The sequence below is a fragment of the Paenibacillus sp. FSL M7-0802 genome, from assembly GCF_038004945.1.
Lineage (GTDB): Bacteria > Bacillota > Bacilli > Paenibacillales > Paenibacillaceae > Paenibacillus > Paenibacillus polymyxa_B.
In genome coordinates this window covers 3,539,217-3,556,475 of record NZ_JBBOSD010000001.1, presented here as the reverse complement: position 1 = coordinate 3,556,475, position 17,259 = coordinate 3,539,217, and the positions used below count along the sequence as shown (strand labels likewise).

General features: G+C 45.7%; 17 protein-coding genes and 1 other annotated feature. All 17 genes read right to left on the bottom strand.

Annotation, left to right across the window (positions count from 1 at the left end; all coding sequences use genetic code 11):
• Positions 1–40 precede the first annotated feature (40 nt).
• On the bottom strand, positions 41–463 hold the full coding sequence (gene rpsL, locus MHB54_RS16350) for a 30S ribosomal protein S12 (protein ID WP_007432587.1): 423 nt from the start codon (positions 461–463) through the stop codon (positions 41–43).
• A 144-nt stretch (positions 464–607) separates the two neighbouring features.
• A complete protein-coding gene (locus tag MHB54_RS16345; RefSeq protein WP_007432588.1) occupies positions 608–859 on the bottom strand; it encodes a ribosomal L7Ae/L30e/S12e/Gadd45 family protein in 252 nt (83 codons plus the stop codon).
• 217 nt (positions 860–1,076) lie between these two features.
• Entirely contained in the window at positions 1,077–4,691 is a 3,615-nt protein-coding gene (gene rpoC, locus MHB54_RS16340; RefSeq protein WP_013312165.1) for a DNA-directed RNA polymerase subunit beta', read from the bottom strand.
• A 140-nt stretch (positions 4,692–4,831) separates the two neighbouring features.
• Positions 4,832–8,377, bottom strand: coding sequence for a DNA-directed RNA polymerase subunit beta (gene rpoB / locus MHB54_RS16335; protein ID WP_264454481.1), 3,546 nt, complete (start codon positions 8,375–8,377; stop codon positions 4,832–4,834).
• A 355-nt stretch (positions 8,378–8,732) separates the two neighbouring features.
• Positions 8,733–9,335 carry a class I SAM-dependent methyltransferase gene (locus tag MHB54_RS16330; protein WP_076265417.1) on the bottom strand — a complete coding sequence of 201 codons (603 nt, stop codon included), beginning with the start codon at positions 9,333–9,335 and terminating at the stop codon, positions 8,733–8,735.
• 148 nt (positions 9,336–9,483) lie between these two features.
• Positions 9,484–9,849: a 50S ribosomal protein L7/L12 gene (gene rplL / locus MHB54_RS16325; protein ID WP_010348819.1), complete on the bottom strand. Its 366-nt coding sequence runs from the start codon at positions 9,847–9,849 to the stop codon at positions 9,484–9,486.
• 68 nt (positions 9,850–9,917) lie between these two features.
• Positions 9,918–10,421, bottom strand: coding sequence for a 50S ribosomal protein L10 (gene rplJ, locus MHB54_RS16320; RefSeq protein ID WP_013312168.1), 504 nt, complete (start codon positions 10,419–10,421; stop codon positions 9,918–9,920).
• A 74-nt stretch (positions 10,422–10,495) separates the two neighbouring features.
• Positions 10,496–10,647 (bottom strand) — a sequence feature (ribosomal protein L10 leader region).
• A gap of 68 nt (positions 10,648–10,715) precedes the next feature.
• Positions 10,716–11,408: a 50S ribosomal protein L1 gene (rplA, locus tag MHB54_RS16315; RefSeq protein WP_013312169.1), complete on the bottom strand. Its 693-nt coding sequence runs from the start codon at positions 11,406–11,408 to the stop codon at positions 10,716–10,718.
• A gap of 87 nt (positions 11,409–11,495) precedes the next feature.
• The gene (gene rplK / locus MHB54_RS16310) at positions 11,496–11,921 is read right to left on the bottom strand and encodes a 50S ribosomal protein L11 (protein WP_007432595.1); all 426 of its coding nucleotides are present in this window, start codon (positions 11,919–11,921) and stop codon (positions 11,496–11,498) included.
• A gap of 73 nt (positions 11,922–11,994) precedes the next feature.
• Positions 11,995–12,528, bottom strand: coding sequence for a transcription termination/antitermination protein NusG (gene nusG, locus MHB54_RS16305; RefSeq protein ID WP_007432596.1), 534 nt, complete (start codon positions 12,526–12,528; stop codon positions 11,995–11,997).
• A 22-nt stretch (positions 12,529–12,550) separates the two neighbouring features.
• Complete coding sequence (gene secE / locus MHB54_RS16300) at positions 12,551–12,742, bottom strand: preprotein translocase subunit SecE (RefSeq protein ID WP_013312170.1); 192 nt, start codon at positions 12,740–12,742, stop codon at positions 12,551–12,553.
• A 20-nt stretch (positions 12,743–12,762) separates the two neighbouring features.
• Positions 12,763–12,912 (bottom strand): 50S ribosomal protein L33, encoded by a 150-nt coding sequence (gene rpmG / locus MHB54_RS16295; protein WP_023990562.1) that lies wholly within the window; start codon positions 12,910–12,912, stop codon positions 12,763–12,765.
• Positions 12,913–13,246: 334 nt separating this feature from the next.
• Positions 13,247–13,891, bottom strand: coding sequence for an RNA polymerase sporulation sigma factor SigH (gene sigH, locus MHB54_RS16290; protein WP_016324748.1), 645 nt, complete (start codon positions 13,889–13,891; stop codon positions 13,247–13,249).
• 162 nt (positions 13,892–14,053) lie between these two features.
• Positions 14,054–14,575, bottom strand: a complete 522-nt coding sequence (locus MHB54_RS16285) for an NYN domain-containing protein (protein WP_023990563.1) — start codon at positions 14,573–14,575, stop codon at positions 14,054–14,056.
• A gap of 4 nt (positions 14,576–14,579) precedes the next feature.
• Positions 14,580–15,326: a 23S rRNA (guanosine(2251)-2'-O)-methyltransferase RlmB gene (gene rlmB / locus MHB54_RS16280; protein ID WP_023990564.1), complete on the bottom strand. Its 747-nt coding sequence runs from the start codon at positions 15,324–15,326 to the stop codon at positions 14,580–14,582.
• A 55-nt stretch (positions 15,327–15,381) separates the two neighbouring features.
• Entirely contained in the window at positions 15,382–15,840 is a 459-nt protein-coding gene (locus tag MHB54_RS16275; RefSeq protein ID WP_071643182.1) for a Mini-ribonuclease 3, read from the bottom strand.
• The gene (gene cysS / locus MHB54_RS16270; RefSeq protein ID WP_264454480.1) at positions 15,837–17,240 is read right to left on the bottom strand and encodes a cysteine--tRNA ligase; all 1,404 of its coding nucleotides are present in this window, start codon (positions 17,238–17,240) and stop codon (positions 15,837–15,839) included. The genes MHB54_RS16275 and cysS overlap by 4 nt, the downstream gene beginning before the upstream one ends.
• Positions 17,241–17,259 lie beyond the last annotated feature (19 nt).

Sequence of the window (17,259 nt, the reverse complement as noted above, 5' to 3'; positions counted from 1 at the left end):
TTTCTTACATGTTAAACCGACATATGCGGTTTATATCTCATTAGGATTTTTTAGCTTTAGGGCGTTTTGCGCCGTATTTGGAACGAGCTTGCATGCGGTTGTTTACGCCTGCAGTATCCAAAGCACCGCGAACGATATGGTAACGCACACCCGGAAGGTCTTTTACACGACCGCCGCGAATCAGCACTACGCTGTGTTCTTGAAGGTTATGTCCAATACCTGGAATGTAAGCAGTCACCTCTACACGGTTCGTCAAGCGAACACGAGCATATTTACGAAGTGCGGAGTTTGGTTTTTTCGGAGTCATAGTACCTACACGAGTGCACACTCCGCGTTTTTGCGGGGCACTGATGTCGGTAGCTTCACGTTTCAAGGCATTAAAACCTTTTTGCAAAGCCGGTGATTTCGATTTCTCGATTTTGGCTTGACGTCCTTTACGAACCAGTTGGTTAATAGTTGGCATGTTGGTTGCCACCCCCTTCCTCAATTTTTGCTGTTACTTTACAAACCTTATCTAAGCCCACAGACCCAGGCGGTTCATAAAAGAACAAATGAAAAGTCTTTGCCGCCAAGAATAACAATTCCTTAGACAAAAACGTTCCTTACCCTATTGTTTTACGATAGCAGCCATTGCGGCTCCCACTTCAATCCCACATGCAGCTCCGAGATTTTTCATTGTGTCTACGAGAGTCACTTTGACTCCTTGCTTGTTGCACAAAGCAATGATGTTGGAAGTGAGACGCTGATCTGCGTCTTCTGCCACATATACTTCTGAGGCAAAGCCCAATTCTACCATACGAATGGTTTGTTTGGTACCGATTTTGACATGAGCATCTTGCAGTCCCTGTTCTTTAGACATATCTCATTCCTCCGAAAAGACCCAATAGCATATAGGCTGCTCACGCACCTTTGCTATATTAGCATTGACTATAAGTAATGTCAAGACAATTATAAACTATAATCCATTTAAACAGAATAGTACGATTCATTTTTGAAAAAACACCGGAGCACCGTCTGCTATAGCTTTTATGCAAAGCTTATGTCTACGGTGTTCCGGCAATCATACTATTTTTATATTACTCGGCCGAAATTGGTTCGAGCTCCTCAGATGGAGACTGCCCCTCTTCCGGTTGGGCAAATTTCACGCTACGGTAACGGTTCATACCTGTTCCCGCAGGAATCAACTTACCAATAATTACGTTCTCTTTCAGCCCAAGCAACTGATCGACCTTGCCTTTAATAGCTGCATCAGTCAGGACACGAGTAGTTTCCTGGAAGGATGCTGCTGACAAGAAGGAGTCAGTTTCCAGAGAGGCCTTGGTAATACCGAGCAGTACCGGCTTAGCTACCGCTGGTTCTTGGCCGCTGAGAATCGCTATCTTGTTTGCATTTTCATACTCATGGACATCAACAAAGGAGCCTGGAAGTAAGATCGTGTCGCCCGCATCAATGATACGGATTTTACGCAACATTTGACGAATCATAACTTCTACGTGCTTGTCGTTGATTTCCACGCCCTGGTTCCGGTATACGCGTTGAACTTCCTGAAGGATATAGTTCTGTACCCCGCGAATACCTTTAATACGCAGCATTTCTTTAGGATCAATTGAACCATCCGTCAGTTCGTCCCCAGCTTCAACAGTCATACCTTCGCTTACGCGCAGGCGGGAACCATACGTTACTGAATATGTTTTCGTTTCAGCTTCACCCTGAATGTCGATCTCACGGCGGTCTTTACCTTCGCGAACTTCTTTAACTGTACCGTCAATTTCACTAATAGTTGCCTGACCTTTAGGATTACGTGCTTCAAAAAGCTCCTGGATACGAGGCAAACCTTGTGTAATATCGTCACCCGCTACGCCGCCTGTGTGGAACGTACGCATAGTAAGCTGTGTTCCTGGCTCACCAATGGATTGTGCAGCGATAATACCAACTGCTTCACCAATCTCAACGTGTTTACCAGTAGCCAGATTGCGACCGTAGCATTTCTTGCAGACGCCATGTTTAGCACGGCAACTTAGTACAGAACGAATCTGAACTTTGTGTACACCGGCTTTAACAATCGCTTCAGCTTTGTCGGAGTCAATCAGTTCGTTACGTCTAGCCAAAATCTCGCCAGTCTCAGGATGACGTACCGTTTCAAAGCAATAGCGACCTTCCAGACGGTCATAGAGATCCTCAATCACTTCTTTACCGTCCTGGATACGACTTACTGTGAAGCCTTTATCCGTTCCGCAGTCTTCTTCGCGCACGATAACATCCTGTGCCACATCTACGAGACGACGAGTCAGGTAACCGGAGTCAGCCGTACGGAGGGCTGTATCCGCCAAACCTTTACGCGCTCCGTGAGTGGAGATGAAGTACTCGAGTACTGTCAGACCTTCACGGAAATTTGATTTGATTGGGAGTTCGATAATACGTCCGGATGGATTGGCCATCAGACCACGCATACCGCCGAGCTGAGTAATCTGTGACTTGTTACCCCGCGCTTTGGAGTCCACCATCATCATGATAGAGTTGTAGCGATCCATGGACTTCATCAATACTTCGGTAATATCATCTTTCGCTTTAGACCAAATGTCGATAATCCGGTCATAGCGTTCTTCATTCGTAATCAGACCACGACGATACTGATTCGTCACAACTTGCGCTTTGTCCTCAGATCCCTTAAGAATCTCTTGTTTTTCCACCGGCACGATTACGTCCGATACAGCAACGGTTACCCCTGCACGAGTGGAATACGTAAAGCCAAGCTGCTTGATTTTATCCAGAATTACAGCTGTTTCTGTTGTATGGTAAGTCTCAAAACAACGGGCAATGATATTACCAAGGTAATCCTTGCCTACTCCGTTAGCTTGCGGAGCGTTTTGAATGGCTTCTGTAAGATTTACACCCTTCTCGTAAACAAAGAACTCCTCCGCAGTACCATAAAGCAGGTTCGCACGGGTCGCATCATTGATGTACGGGAAGCTTGCCGGGAAAATTTCATTAAAGATAATTTTACCAACCGTTGTGATCAACATCGCTTCCTGTTGTTTTTCCGTAAAGCTCGTTTTATTCAAAGCTTTAACCGGAATAGCTACACGAGCATGAAGACCAGCTGTACCGCGTTGGTAAGCCGATATAGCTTCATTCATGTTGCGAAGGATCATATTGCTTCCTTCTTCTTCTTTGTTATCCATAGTCAGATAGAAAGAACCAAGAACCATATCCTGGGAAGGTGTAACAACTGGCTTGCCGTCTTTCGGATTCAAAATGTTGCCGGATGCTAGCATAAGCAAACGAGCTTCAGCTTGAGCTTCCGCAGACAACGGAACGTGAACAGCCATTTGGTCACCGTCAAAGTCGGCATTATATGCAGTACATACGAGCGGATGCAGACGAATCGCACGACCCTCAACCAAAATCGGTTCGAACGCCTGGATACCGAGTCTATGCAACGTAGGGGCACGGTTCAGAAGAACTGGATGCTCCTTGATTACTTCTTCCAGCACATCCCATACTTCTGCACTCACACGTTCTACTTTACGCTTCGCGCTCTTGATATTGTGCGCCAAACCTTTGTTCACTAGTTCTTTCATAACAAAAGGTTTGAACAGTTCAAGTGCCATTTCTTTCGGCAAACCGCATTGATACATTTTCAAGTACGGACCTACAACGATAACGGAACGACCAGAGTAGTCAACACGTTTTCCGAGCAAGTTCTGACGGAAACGTCCTTGTTTACCTTTCAGCATGTGGCTGAGGGATTTCAAAGGACGGTTACCTGGACCTGTAACAGGACGACCACGACGACCATTATCAATCAAGGCGTCAACAGCTTCCTGCAACATCCGTTTTTCATTTTGTACGATAATATCTGGCGCACCTAGATCTAACAGACGTTTCAGACGGTTATTACGGTTAATAACACGACGATACAAGTCGTTAAGGTCAGAAGTAGCGAAACGACCACCATCCAGCTGTACCATTGGACGAAGCTCAGGAGGAATAACAGGAAGTACGTCCATGATCATCCAATCCGGTTGGTTGCCGGAGTTACGGAATGCCTCAATAACTTCAAGGCGTTTGATTGCACGGTTACGACGTTGTCCTTGAGCTGTACGCAGCTCTTCTTTCAAGAATTCCAACTCTTTGTCTATATCCAAATCTTGAAGAAGCTTTTTAACCGCTTCAGCACCCATACCTGCCTGGAAGCCATAGCCATATTTTTCACGATAGCTACGGTATTCTTTCTCGGACAGGAGTTGCTTTTTCTCCAAAGGCGTATCTCCTGGATCGGTTACAACATAAGATGCGAAGTAAATGATCTCTTCCAGAGATCTTGGAGACATATCAAGAGCAAGACCCATACGACTTGGAATGCCTTTAAAGTACCAAATGTGCGATACAGGAGCAGCCAACTCAATATGGCCCATACGCTCACGGCGAACCTTAGCGCGAGTAACTTCTACTCCACAACGGTCACAGACAACACCTTTATAGCGTACACGTTTGTACTTACCGCAATGACATTCCCAGTCTTTCGTAGGTCCGAAAATTTTCTCGCAAAATAGTCCTTCTTTTTCCGGTTTAAGCGTACGATAGTTAATCGTCTCCGGTTTTTTGACTTCTCCGCGGGACCAAGAACGAATCTTTTCGGGGGAAGCAAGCCCGATTTTCATATATTCGAAATTGTTAACGTCCAACAAGGAGCAACCCTCCTTAACCAAATCCTGAGTTTTTAGGTTTGATACCGCCCAGCAACACCGGGCGGTATCAAGAAACCTGATCCATTCTAGAATGGATCAAGGTATATAACAAAGCTGATATGAGTTAGTCAGCAGTCAAACTACTCTACGCCAACCTCAGAGCCTTCCAGATTCAAACTCAGCTTATCGCCGGTTGTGTCATCCTCATCATCAAGCTCTCTCATTTCGATCTCTTGTTCGTCTTCAGACAGAATCTTCACGTCCATACCCAAGCTTTGCAGCTCTTTGATTAGGACCTTAAATGATTCTGGAACACCCGGTTCAGGTACATTTTCACCTTTGACAATGGATTCGTAAGTTTTAACACGTCCAACCACATCATCGGATTTCACAGTCAAAATTTCCTGAAGCGTGTACGCCGCGCCGTAGGCTTCCAATGCCCATACTTCCATCTCCCCGAAGCGCTGTCCACCGAATTGAGCTTTACCACCCAATGGTTGTTGCGTAACGAGAGAGTAAGGACCTGTAGAACGAGCATGGATTTTATCATCGACCATGTGCGCCAGTTTGATCATGTGCATGACACCGACAGTAACTTCACGTTCAAAACGATCACCCGTACGTCCGTCATACAACACAGTCTTACCATTACGCTGCATGCCTGCCTCTTCCATTGTATCGAATACGTCATACTCCTTGGCACCATCGAATACTGGAGTTGCCACATGAATACCAAGACGCATTGCAGCCATACCCAAATGGACTTCAAGCACCTGTCCGATGTTCATCCGTGAAGGTACGCCCAGCGGGTTCAGAACGACCTGTACTGGTGTGCCATCCGGCAGGAACGGCATATCTTCTTCAGGCAAAATACGGGCAACGACACCCTTGTTACCGTGACGTCCAGCCATTTTATCGCCTTCGGAGATTTTACGTTTTTGAGCAATATATACACGAACCAACTGATTTACACCTGGTGGCAGTTCATCACCATTTTCACGTGTAAACACCTTTACATCTACAACAATCCCGTCTGTTCCGTGAGGAACTCTCAAAGAAGTATCGCGAACCTCGCGTGCCTTCTCACCAAAGATTGCGTGTAAGAGACGTTCTTCAGCTGTCAATTCAGTCACACCTTTAGGTGTAACTTTTCCAACGAGAATGTCACCTGCGCCGATTTCGGCACCAATACGAATGATTCCACGCTCATCCAAGTTGCGAAGCGCTTCTTCACCGACATTTGGAATGTCGCGAGTGATTTCTTCAGGTCCAAGCTTCGTGTCACGAGCCTCGGATTCGTATTCCTCAATATGGATCGAGGTGTATACATCTTCCTTAACCAGTTTCTCACTCAGCAGGATCGCATCCTCGTAGTTGTAACCTTCCCAAGTCATGAAGGCAACGACAACGTTACGTCCCAACGCCAACTCACCCATCTCTGTAGATGGACCATCCGCAAGAATATCGCCAACTTTGACAATATCTCCTCTGTTCACAATCGGACGTTGGTTGATGCAAGTTCCTTGGTTAGATCGCATAAATTTGTGTAATTTATACTTAACAATGTCGCCCTTCACTTCAGCGCCATCTACAGTTTCGACACGACGCAACCAAATTTCGTTAGCCGAAGAACGTTCGATAACTCCGTTGTATTTGGATACAACGCAAACACCAGAATCTTTCGCAGACTTGTGCTCCATTCCTGTTCCGACCAATGGAGACTTCGGAATCAGAAGTGGGACAGCCTGACGCTGCATGTTGGAACCCATCAATGCGCGGTTAGAGTCATCATTCTCCAGAAACGGAATCAATGCAGTCGCGACCGATACGACCTGTTTAGGCGATACGTCCATGTAATCGACACGGCTACTAGCCATCGGAATAATGTTATCAGACTGTTTGTTATAACGGACAATGACGACCTCATCCTTAAAGGTGTTTTCCTCCGTCAATTCCGCATTCGCCTGAGCTACGATGTAGTTATCTTCTTCATCAGCAGTCAGGTAATCAATCTGCTCTGTAACTTTTCCGGTTTTTGGATCTACCCAACGATAAGGTGCTTCGATAAATCCGTACTCGTTGATGCGTGCAAAAGTGGACAAAGAGTTGATCAAACCAATGTTTGGTCCCTCCGGTGTCTCGATAGGACACATGCGGCCGTAGTGACTCGGATGGACGTCACGTACTTCCATACCCGCGCGTTCGCGCGTCAAACCGCCGGGTCCGAGTGCAGACAGACGACGTTTGTGCGTTAATTCAGCAAGCGGATTCGTCTGATCCATGAACTGAGACAGCTGCGAGCTACCAAAGAACTCTTTAATCGAAGCAATTACCGGACGTATGTTAATCAGCGCTTGTGGCGTAATTACATTAGCATCCTGAATCGACATTCTTTCACGCACTACGCGTTCCATACGGGACAAACCGATACGGAACTGGTTTTGGAGCAACTCACCTACAGAACGTAAACGACGGTTACCCAAATGGTCAATATCGTCCGTACTTCCGATTCCGTGAAGCAAGTTAATAAAATAACTGATGGAGGAAATAATATCGGCAGGCGTAATATTCTTAACCGATTTATCAATATTTCCGTTAGCAATCAGTTTTACTACTTTACCATCCTCAATTGGTGAGAATACATCGATCGTTTGAAGTGGAATATCATTGCTTTCTAGCACACCACTCGCAACATGATACGTACGATGTCCTACTGATTCCTCCAGTTGGGCCAAAATCTCGTCCAACAGGCGGCGATCTACCATTTGCCCGGCTTCAGCGATGATTTCACCAGTTGTTGTATCAATCAAAGTCTCAGCAAGTCGTTGATTGAACAGACGATTTTTGATGTGAAGCTTTTTATTGATTTTGTAACGGCCTACGTTGGCCAGATCATAACGTTTTGGATCAAAGAAGCGCGCAACTAGCAAGCTCTTTGCGTTATCCAGTGTAGGCGGCTCACCCGGACGAAGACGCTCATAAATTTCAATCAGCGCTTTCTCGGTGGAATCCGTGTTGTCTTTATCAAGTGTGTTGCGGATATATTCGTCATTGCCGAGCAAATCCAGAATCTCAGCATCAGTGCCAAAGCCCAGCGCACGCAGCAACACCGTAACCGGAATTTTACGGGTACGGTCAATCCGGACATAGATAATATCCTTCGCATCCATCTCCAGTTCGAGCCAAGCCCCCCGGTTAGGAATTACCGTTGCGGTGTATGTTGTTTTCGCATTCTTGTCGACTTTTGTGCTGAAATAGACGCTGGGAGAGCGAACCAACTGGCTGACAATAACCCGTTCCGCACCGTTAATAATAAACGTACCCGTTTCAGTCATCAGCGGGAAGTCTCCCATGAATACTTCCTGCTCTTTCACTTCCCCGGTTTCTTTATTAATAAGCCGGACTTTTACCCGAAGCGGTGCTGCATACGTAACGTCGCGTTCCTTTGCGTCGTCAACGGTATATTTGGGTTCTCCGAGAGAATAGTCGATAAACTCCAGAATCAGATTTCCAGTGAAATCCTGAATTGGCGAAATATCCCGAAACATTTCCCGTAATCCTTCCTCCAAAAACCAATCATAGGATTTTTGTTGGATCTCAATCAGGTTCGGAACCTCGAGTACCTCATTAATACGTGCATAACTGCGCCGAGTGCGTCGACCATATTGAACAAGATGTCCTGCCAACTTAAACTCACCCCTCATGTCTACTCACTTTAAAAATACATTGCGAACCTCTGTTTGTGACCTTATAATAAGACACATACAGAAGATTCAATCTTACAAATACAGAAAAGCCCTTACTCGAATGCATTCGAAAAAAGAGCAACGTATCTGCAGAATCCTCTTACCGGAAGATCTTCATCACTTGTAGATTTGCCCAAAATGGTTGTATTATACGTAATAGAGATAAATACTATACCTACTACGCATAAATCTATTGACATTTCAACAAACTAAAGCCATGGAGGGCATCCTAATACTGACATTTTATAATAATATCACAGACCAGGATTCAAGTCAATGGTCCTATTGCATTTTCTCAAAAACTTTTTTCAGCCTTCAAAATTCGATAACCTTTATCCTTTGTAACTTCCTCTACATGACCGAAAAGGCTCTCTATCTTAGCACTCGCCGAAGGGGCCCCCTGCTTTTTCTGAATGACTACCCACAAAACTCCACCCTCGTTTAAATGCTCATAAGCAAGCTCAAAAATGGTATGCACTGTTTCTTTCCCTGCACGTATAGGAGGATTCGTCAAGATCACGTCAAAACGTTCATTCTTCACTTCCGCAAACAAATCGCTTTGCTTAATGGTGACATTCTTAACCCCATTACGTTCCGCATTCTCTATCGCTAGTTGAACCGCTCGCTCATTAATATCAACCATTGTGACGTGTCCCTCTGGGACAAGCGCAGCTGCCGCCAGACCAATCGGCCCGTAACCGCATCCTACATCCAATACCGTGGCTTGTGCAGGAAGCTGCATCGCTTCAATCAGCACACGACTCCCGTAATCAATTCCCTGCTTCGAAAAAACGCCTGAATCGCTGGCAAAACGGTATGACCGCCCCCGAAGCACTGTTTCCAGGCTCCGTCGTTCATGCGCCGTCTCTGGCCGCTTGGAGTAATAATGATCAGCCATTCATGCCCACCTCTTTCGGTTGTACTACCATCATAGCCTTTACAATAACCTTTCAGACATGCTGGTACTACCGTTTTACAGCAACAAACCCCTTGAAGATCACCTCAAGGGGTTTGTTTTAGTTCATTGTCTGCTAGAAAGCAGTCAATTATTTTACTTCTACAGAAGCGCCTGCTTCTTCCAATTTTGCTTTAATGGATTCAGCTTCTTCTTTAGCAATTTTTTCTTTCAGTGGTTTTGGAGCGTTGTCAACCAGTTCTTTTGCTTCTTTCAGGCCAAGACCTGTGATTTCGCGAACTGCTTTGATAACGTTGATTTTGGAAGCGCCAGCGCTTGTCAAGATTACGTCGAACTCGGATTGCTCAGCTTCTGCTGCGCCACCTGCTGCGCCACCTGCTACAGCTACTGGAGCTGCTGCAGTTACGCCGAATTCTTCTTCGATTGCTTTCACGAGATCGTTCAGTTCCAATACGGACATACCTTTAATTGCTTCCAAGATTTGCTCTTTACTCATGGTTGAACCTCCATTTAAATTCGTATTTTTTTGTTTTCAACTGCTATACAGCAGGTTTAATCCCTAACTTATGCGCTTTGCTCTTCTTTTTCTGCAACAGCTTTAACTGCAAGCGCGAAGTTGCGCACAGGAGCTTGAAGCACGCTGAGGAGCATGGAAAGGAGACCTTCGCGGGATGGCAGTTCTGCCAGTGCTTTGATTTCCTCAACACCGATAACGCGACCTTCTACAACTGCACCTTTCAGTTCCAGTGCATTGTTCTTCTTAGCGAAATCGTTCAAGATTTTAGCTGCAGACACTGCATCATCTTTGCCGAACGCGATTGCAGTAGGACCTGTCAATACTGCGTCCAGTTCAGTCAATTCTGCTGCCGCAGTTGCACGGCGGAGCAGTGTGTTTTTCAGCACTTGAAATTCGATTCCGGCTTCGCGAAGCTGCTTACGCAGCTCAGTTACTTGGGCAACATTCAGACCGCGATAGTCTGCAACCACAGTTGTTACGCTCTCGCGCAATTTTGCAGCTACAACTTCAACAGCTTCTTGTTTTGCTTGAATCACCTTTGCATTTGCCAAACTGTACACCTCCTGATCAATTTATCCGCTTTGTTCGAAGCACCCGATCTGGTGATCTTACAAAGCTTGCTTTCATAAGCATGAAAAAAGCCTCCGTAGAGTACGAAGGCTTGATAAATCTACATGGACGGGACAAGCCCGTCACATGAAACGTTCTATCATAACACCTCGGTAGGAAATTAAGCCCGAAGGCACCTACTGTCTACGGTAAGCATATTCAACTTTAATGGTCAGTCACAAGGACTCACAACTTTTATAGAATAACAAATTTGATTGAGTGTGTCAATCAAAATATTATCTGTAAACAGATGCGTTCACACGTGCACTTGGTCCCATAGTCGAAGAAATAGCGATGTTTTTCAGGTATACACCCTTAGCAGCCGCTGGCTTCGCACGGTTCAAGGCTTCAACCAAGGCTTTAAGGTTCTCGTTCAGCTGTTCAGCACTGAAGGAAGCTTTGCCGATTGGCGCATGAATTTGACCGGCTTTGTCGAGACGGTATTCGATTTTACCGGCTTTAATTTCTTGAACAGCCTTGGCAACGTCGAAAGTAACTGTGCCTGCTTTAGGGTTAGGCATCAAACCTTTACCACCGAGCAAACGACCCAGTTTACCAACCTCACTCATCATATCAGGTGTCGCAACGCAGACGTCGAATTCGAACCAGCCTTGTTGGATTTTGTTGATCATATCTTGATCACCAACAAAATCAGCGCCAGCCGCTTCCGCTTCTTTCACTTTGTCACCTTTTGCAAATACCAGAACGCGTTGTGTTTTACCCGTACCATGCGGCAGGACAACAACACCACGAACAGCCTGGTCTTGTTTACGGGAATCTACGCCCAGACGAACTGCCGCTTCAACGGTTTCGTCAAATTTAGCAGTCGCTGCCTTTTTCACCAGTTCAACGGCTTCTAAAGGCTCGTAAGTTGCTTCGCTGTCAATCAGCTTAGCAGCTTCCAGGTACTTCTTACCATGTTTAGCCATAATGTTTTCCTCCTTATGTGGTATTAGCGGATATTCCTCCCACACTTGCCGGACAGTCAAACTGCCGGCACACGTAGATTAATAAAATTAATCTACGATGGTGATACCCATGCTGCGAGCAGTACCTTCAACCATACGCATTGCCGATTCTACGGAAGCTGCGTTAAGGTCAGGCATTTTTTGCTCTGCAATTTGACGAACAGCAGCGCGATTTACAGTTGCAACTTTCGTTTTATTCGGTTCACCGGAACCTTTTTCGATTTTAGCAGCAACTTTCAACAGAACAGCAGCCGGTGGAGTTTTGGTGATGAACGTAAAAGAACGATCCTCAAATACCGAAATTTCAACCGGAATAATCAGGCCTGCTTGATCAGCAGTACGAGCATTGAACTCTTTACAGAATGCCATGATGTTGACACCTGCTTGACCCAAAGCTGGACCTACTGGAGGCGCTGGATTAGCTTTCCCTGCAGGAATCTGCAGTTTTACCATTTTAATTACCTTTTTTGCCATGGATGACACCTCCTTGACTCAATAGTGGTAGACGGACCTATCGATCCTCCCACAAGAAACCTGTAAGAAAAATCTATATTTTCTCCACTTGAGTATAATCCAACTCAAGCGGGGTTTCCCGTCCAAACATGTTGACGTGAACCTTAAGCTTGCTCTTCTCAACCAAAATTTCTTCCACGGAGCCCACAAAATTCGCAAAAGGACCAACTTTAATTCGCACGGATTCCTTAACATCGAATTCAATCTTCGGTTTCGGCTCTACCATGCCCATATGCTTCAGAATCTGTTCAACTTCTTCTGGAAGCAATGGCGTCGGTTTGGAACCCGAGCCTGTCGACCCTACAAATCCCGTAACACCTGGTGTGTTGCGTACAACATACCAAGAGTCGTCGGTTTGGACCATTTCGACTAAGACATAACCAGGGTAGACTTTACGCATAACGGTTTTTTTCTTACCGTCCTTGGTTACCAGTTCTTCTTCCATAGGAACAAGAACACGGAATATCTTGTCTTCCATGCCCATGGACTCAACGCGTTTTTCCAAATTGGCTTTGACTTTGTTCTCATACCCTGAATAGGTATGAACGACGTACCATCTTTTTTCCATATCAAGCCACCTGGAACCCTTCCTAGATAATCGCTTCGATCACAGCGGAAATGCCGATATCGAGAACCCAAAAATAAATCGTGACGAACGCAATTGTCCCTATGACAATCAGCGTATAGTTGGTCAGTTCTTTACGATTGGGCCAGCGAACCTTCTTGAGTTCAGCCCAGCTTTCAGAGAAAAAGGAAAACAGAGACTTGAAACTGCGTTTCACGCCGACTACACCTCCAAAAACTATCTGGTTTCCCGATGAGAAGTCTGTTCGTTACAGGACTTACAGAATTTCTTCATCTCCATGCGGTCGGGGTGATTACGCTTGTTTTTCGTCGTTGTGTAATTTCTTTGTTTGCATGTTGTACAAGCCAAAGTAATAATTACCCGCATGATGTGCACCTCCCGAAGACATCCAACACCGGAAGTCTCATAATTGATCCTAAAAAAAACCGCGAATTTAGGCCTACCTAAAACACTTTATCACACGGGGTTTTCCATGTCAACGAATGTTTGCATACAATTCGCAGTCCCGGCTGTGGTGCATTTTAACATCTGTGCATCCTTTAAAACTGTTCTCTGAAAAGCTGCTTCAAAAATCAAGGCGATATCTATTATTCATCTTTTTTAGTATAAATCATTTGTAACACTTATAAACCTGCATAATCTACCTATAACGAATAAAAAAAGACTCGGACTCGAGCCTTTTCCCTGTCAGCCTCTACTTTCAACTATCTCTTACTTCCAGATACTTTTCAAGTTTACGCTTGACCCGTTGCAGCGCGTTATCAATGGATTTCACATGGCGGTCAAGATCCTCTGCAATCTCCTGATACGAACGTCCGTCTAGATACAACATAAGTACCTTGCGCTCCAGCTCGCTCAGAATCTCGGACATCTTGTCCTCAAGGCCCACAAACTCTTCCTGATTGATTATCAGCTCTTCAGGGTCACTTACTTGTGTTCCGCAAATCACATCGAGCAACGTCCGGTCTGACTCTTCATCATAGATGGGCTTGTCCAGAGATACGTAAGAGTTCAGAGGAATGTGCTTTTGTCGTGTAGCCGTCTTAATTGCCGTAATAATCTGTCGTGTAATGCACAACTCGGCGAAAGCCTTGAACGAAGCAAGTTTGTCTCCCTTAAAATCACGAATGGATTTGTAGAGACCAATCATGCCCTCCTGAATAATATCCTCGCGATCAGCACCAATCAGGAAGTAGGATCTGGCCTTGGCCCGCACAAAGTTTCGGTATTTGTTAATCAGAAACTCCAGCGCTTCCCCATCACCTTCATGGACTGCTCCGACAATGTCTTCATCATTTTTGTAATCAAACTTTGACAACATGATATCCTTGAGGTCCACACTCACTAACAATCCCTCCGGCTGCAACGCAAGGTACCCGTTACTCTCTCAAATATACGACAAGTATACGCGATGTAACCTGATACCGTCAACCACAACAACCTAAAAAAGAAGAGCGCTAACAAAATTGTCAATGGTTTCAAAATGGAGAAGGGTCCAATTATTGGTTTATTCTCTTCTCCATCGTTCAAACAACTTTCGAAGCTCCGGACTCAGTTTGGCATCTAGCGAGTTACGGGACAATTTGGCACTATCCTGCTGGATTCGCTTCTGCACTTCCCTTTCGGATTCCTCAATCTCGATCAGTAATTCCCGCGCCGACACCCTGAGTGCACCTTGTCCAAATGCGACATGTTGCTCTACCTGATCGCTTGTGGCTACGTAAATACTTCTTCTTTTACTGCTCAGCTCTCGAACCAATCGCTCGATGCACTCATCAGCAGTTTCTTTTTCTCTGGTAAAATAAATCTGGACTTTGCTCTGGGCAAAAGTTTTACCTAATCCTGGCACCCTGTAAGCATCAAATACGACGATGACTCTTCTGCCGGAATACGCCTGATGATCCGCCAGCCGTTCAAGAAGTCTGTCCCTCGCTTCCTGCATACCAGATTGTACCAGTGCGGAAAGTTCGGGCCAGGCTCCAATCATGTTGTAACCGTCCACAAGCAGAACATCCCGCATGTCAGCCATATCGTTAGCCCCGTGCCTGTCGTCCGCGCAATACTTCGTACATGACAACACCTGCAGCTACAGAAGCATTAAGGGAATTAATTTGCCCTGCCATTGGCAGCTTGACGAGTACATCGCATTTCTCACGGATCAAACGGCCCATCCCTTTATTTTCGTTACCAATGACAATGGCTACCGGTCCCGTGAATACTCCATTCCCAAAGACAGGGTCTTTCGCTGTAACATCCGTACCAACTACCCATACACCCTCTTCTTTAAGACGGTCAATGGTTTGTCCCAGATTGTTTACACGCGCCACCGGGACGTACTCCACAGCACCTGCCGATGTTTTGGACACCGTTACAGTTACAGCTGCAGAACGCCTTTTCGGCACAATAACACCATGCGCTCCAGTACAGTCCGCTGTACGAAGGATGGAGCCCAAATTATGAGGGTCTTCAATCTCATCCAGCAAAATTAAAAACGGCTCTTCTCCCTTATCACGAGCAGTGGCGAGCAATTCTTCCACTTCAACATAGGCAAAAGGCGCAGCTTGCGCGACCACTCCCTGATGCTGAATGCCCGGAACCATTTGATCCAGCTTACGCTTGTCCACCTGCAAGACAATGATTCCTGCTTTTTTCGCCTCAGCTGTAATCGGCAGCGTCAAATGTTTTTGTGCATTATCCGCAATCCATATTTTATTTATCGTTCTGCCTGAACGCAATGCCTCCGTTACCGAATGCTTACCGGCAATCCATTCTTCTTCCATCTCTAGCTTCCTCCCGGGAAACGGACGATGCTTGTTCCATCCAGTCCGTTCCCATTTATGATTTTTCTGTATTTTCCATTTGTGCAATTCCGAACGTAATCAACTCTCTTAATCTGTCCAAATGTCCATCACAATAAAGAGATCCAATCAACCCTTCCAGTGCAGTGGCATGCCGATACTCAAGCACATCAGCATTTTTGGGCAAACTTCCTGATTTAGCATTTCTTCCTTGTCGGACAATATCGCGTTCTTCTTCCGTCAATACCTTTTCCAATAGCCCCAACATGCGACTCTGCGCCTTGGCAGAGACTAGCCCTGTGGCTCGCCGATGCAGATGATTTGGACGCAGGTTAGGCTGAGCCAACAAATATTGCCGGACAGCTACCTCGTACACTGCATCACCAATGTAAGCTAGTGCAATGGGGGGCATCAAACGGGCTGGCTTGGATGCAGGGTACGGGAACCAGTTCCCCGTACCTTCCGATGCTCCTGAGTTCAGTGGCTTATCACTCATTTTCGCCGCCACCGCATACCCTGCGCCGTATCTTCAAGCACAATGCCTTTTGCAGCCAACAGATCGCGAATTTCGTCAGCTCTACCCCAGTTTTTGGTCTTACGAGCTTCGACACGTTCTGCAATTAACTGCTCAATTTCGTCATCCAGCAACTCCTCACTCGGTTCCGAATAAATGCGAAGTACGCTATTCATCGAATGAAAGGTATGCAATACAGCTTGTAGTTCCGCCCGATGTACGACATCTCGCTGCAACAAATGGTTTGCTTCGCTAACCCAATCAAATACAGCAGTAATCGCATCAGGTGTATTGAAATCATCATTCATTTTTTCGCCAAACTGCTGCAAAATTCCGTCGAGCTTCGTTTGCAGTTCCGTCGATACTCCCCCATTACCTTCCAGCGCATTAGCTAAACGATGCTTCACATTGGCAACTGCATTGGCGATCCGCTCGACACTGTTCTCCGCCTGACTCATAGTCTCTTGGTTATAGTTCAACGGATTCCGGTAATGTGTCGACAACATAAAATAACGTAAAGCCTCCGGCTTGTGGTGAGCGCGCAAATCTTTAACCAAAATACCATTACCGAGTGATTTCGACATTTTTTCATTATCAATGCGAATATATCCGTTATGCATCCAGTAGCGAGATAAAGGCTTACCCGTAATCACTTCAGATTGTGCGCATTCACATTCATGATGCGGAAATTGCAGATCCTGTCCGCCCCCATGAATATCCAGTGTATCCCCCAAATAATGGCGAGCCATAGCAGAGCATTCGATATGCCAGCCTGGTCGTCCATCTCCCCAAGGGCTCGACCAATGAATTTCACCCGACTTCGCTGCCTTCCAGAGTACAAAATCCTCGGCATTTTCCTTGCGTTCATCCACATTGATGCGAATTCCGAACTGAAGCTCTTCCAGATTTTGACCTGATAGTTGTCCGTAATCTTTGAACTTTTTGGTCCGATAGAATACATCGCCATCATTTTCATAAGCATAGCCTTTGTCTACCAATTCCTTAATAAAATCAATAATCAGGTCCATACTCTCTGTTACACGAGGGTTCATGCTGGCAGCAGGAACATTCAATCCTGCCAGATCCTCATGGTAGGCAGCAATAAATTTCTCAGCAACTGCCGAAACATCCATATCAAGTTCCCGAGCTTTGCGGATTAGTTTATCATCGACATCCGTAAAATTCACCACATAGTTTACATCATAGCCCAAGTACTCCAGGTAGCTCCGCACCACGTCAAATACAATTACAGGTCGTGCATTGCCAATATGAATGTAATCATACACGGTAGGTCCGCATACATACATTTTAACCTTTCCAGGCTCCAGTGGCACAAAAGGCTCCCGACTCCTCGTCATTGTATTATAAATTTGAAGCGGCATTGTTATGTTCCTCCCTCAT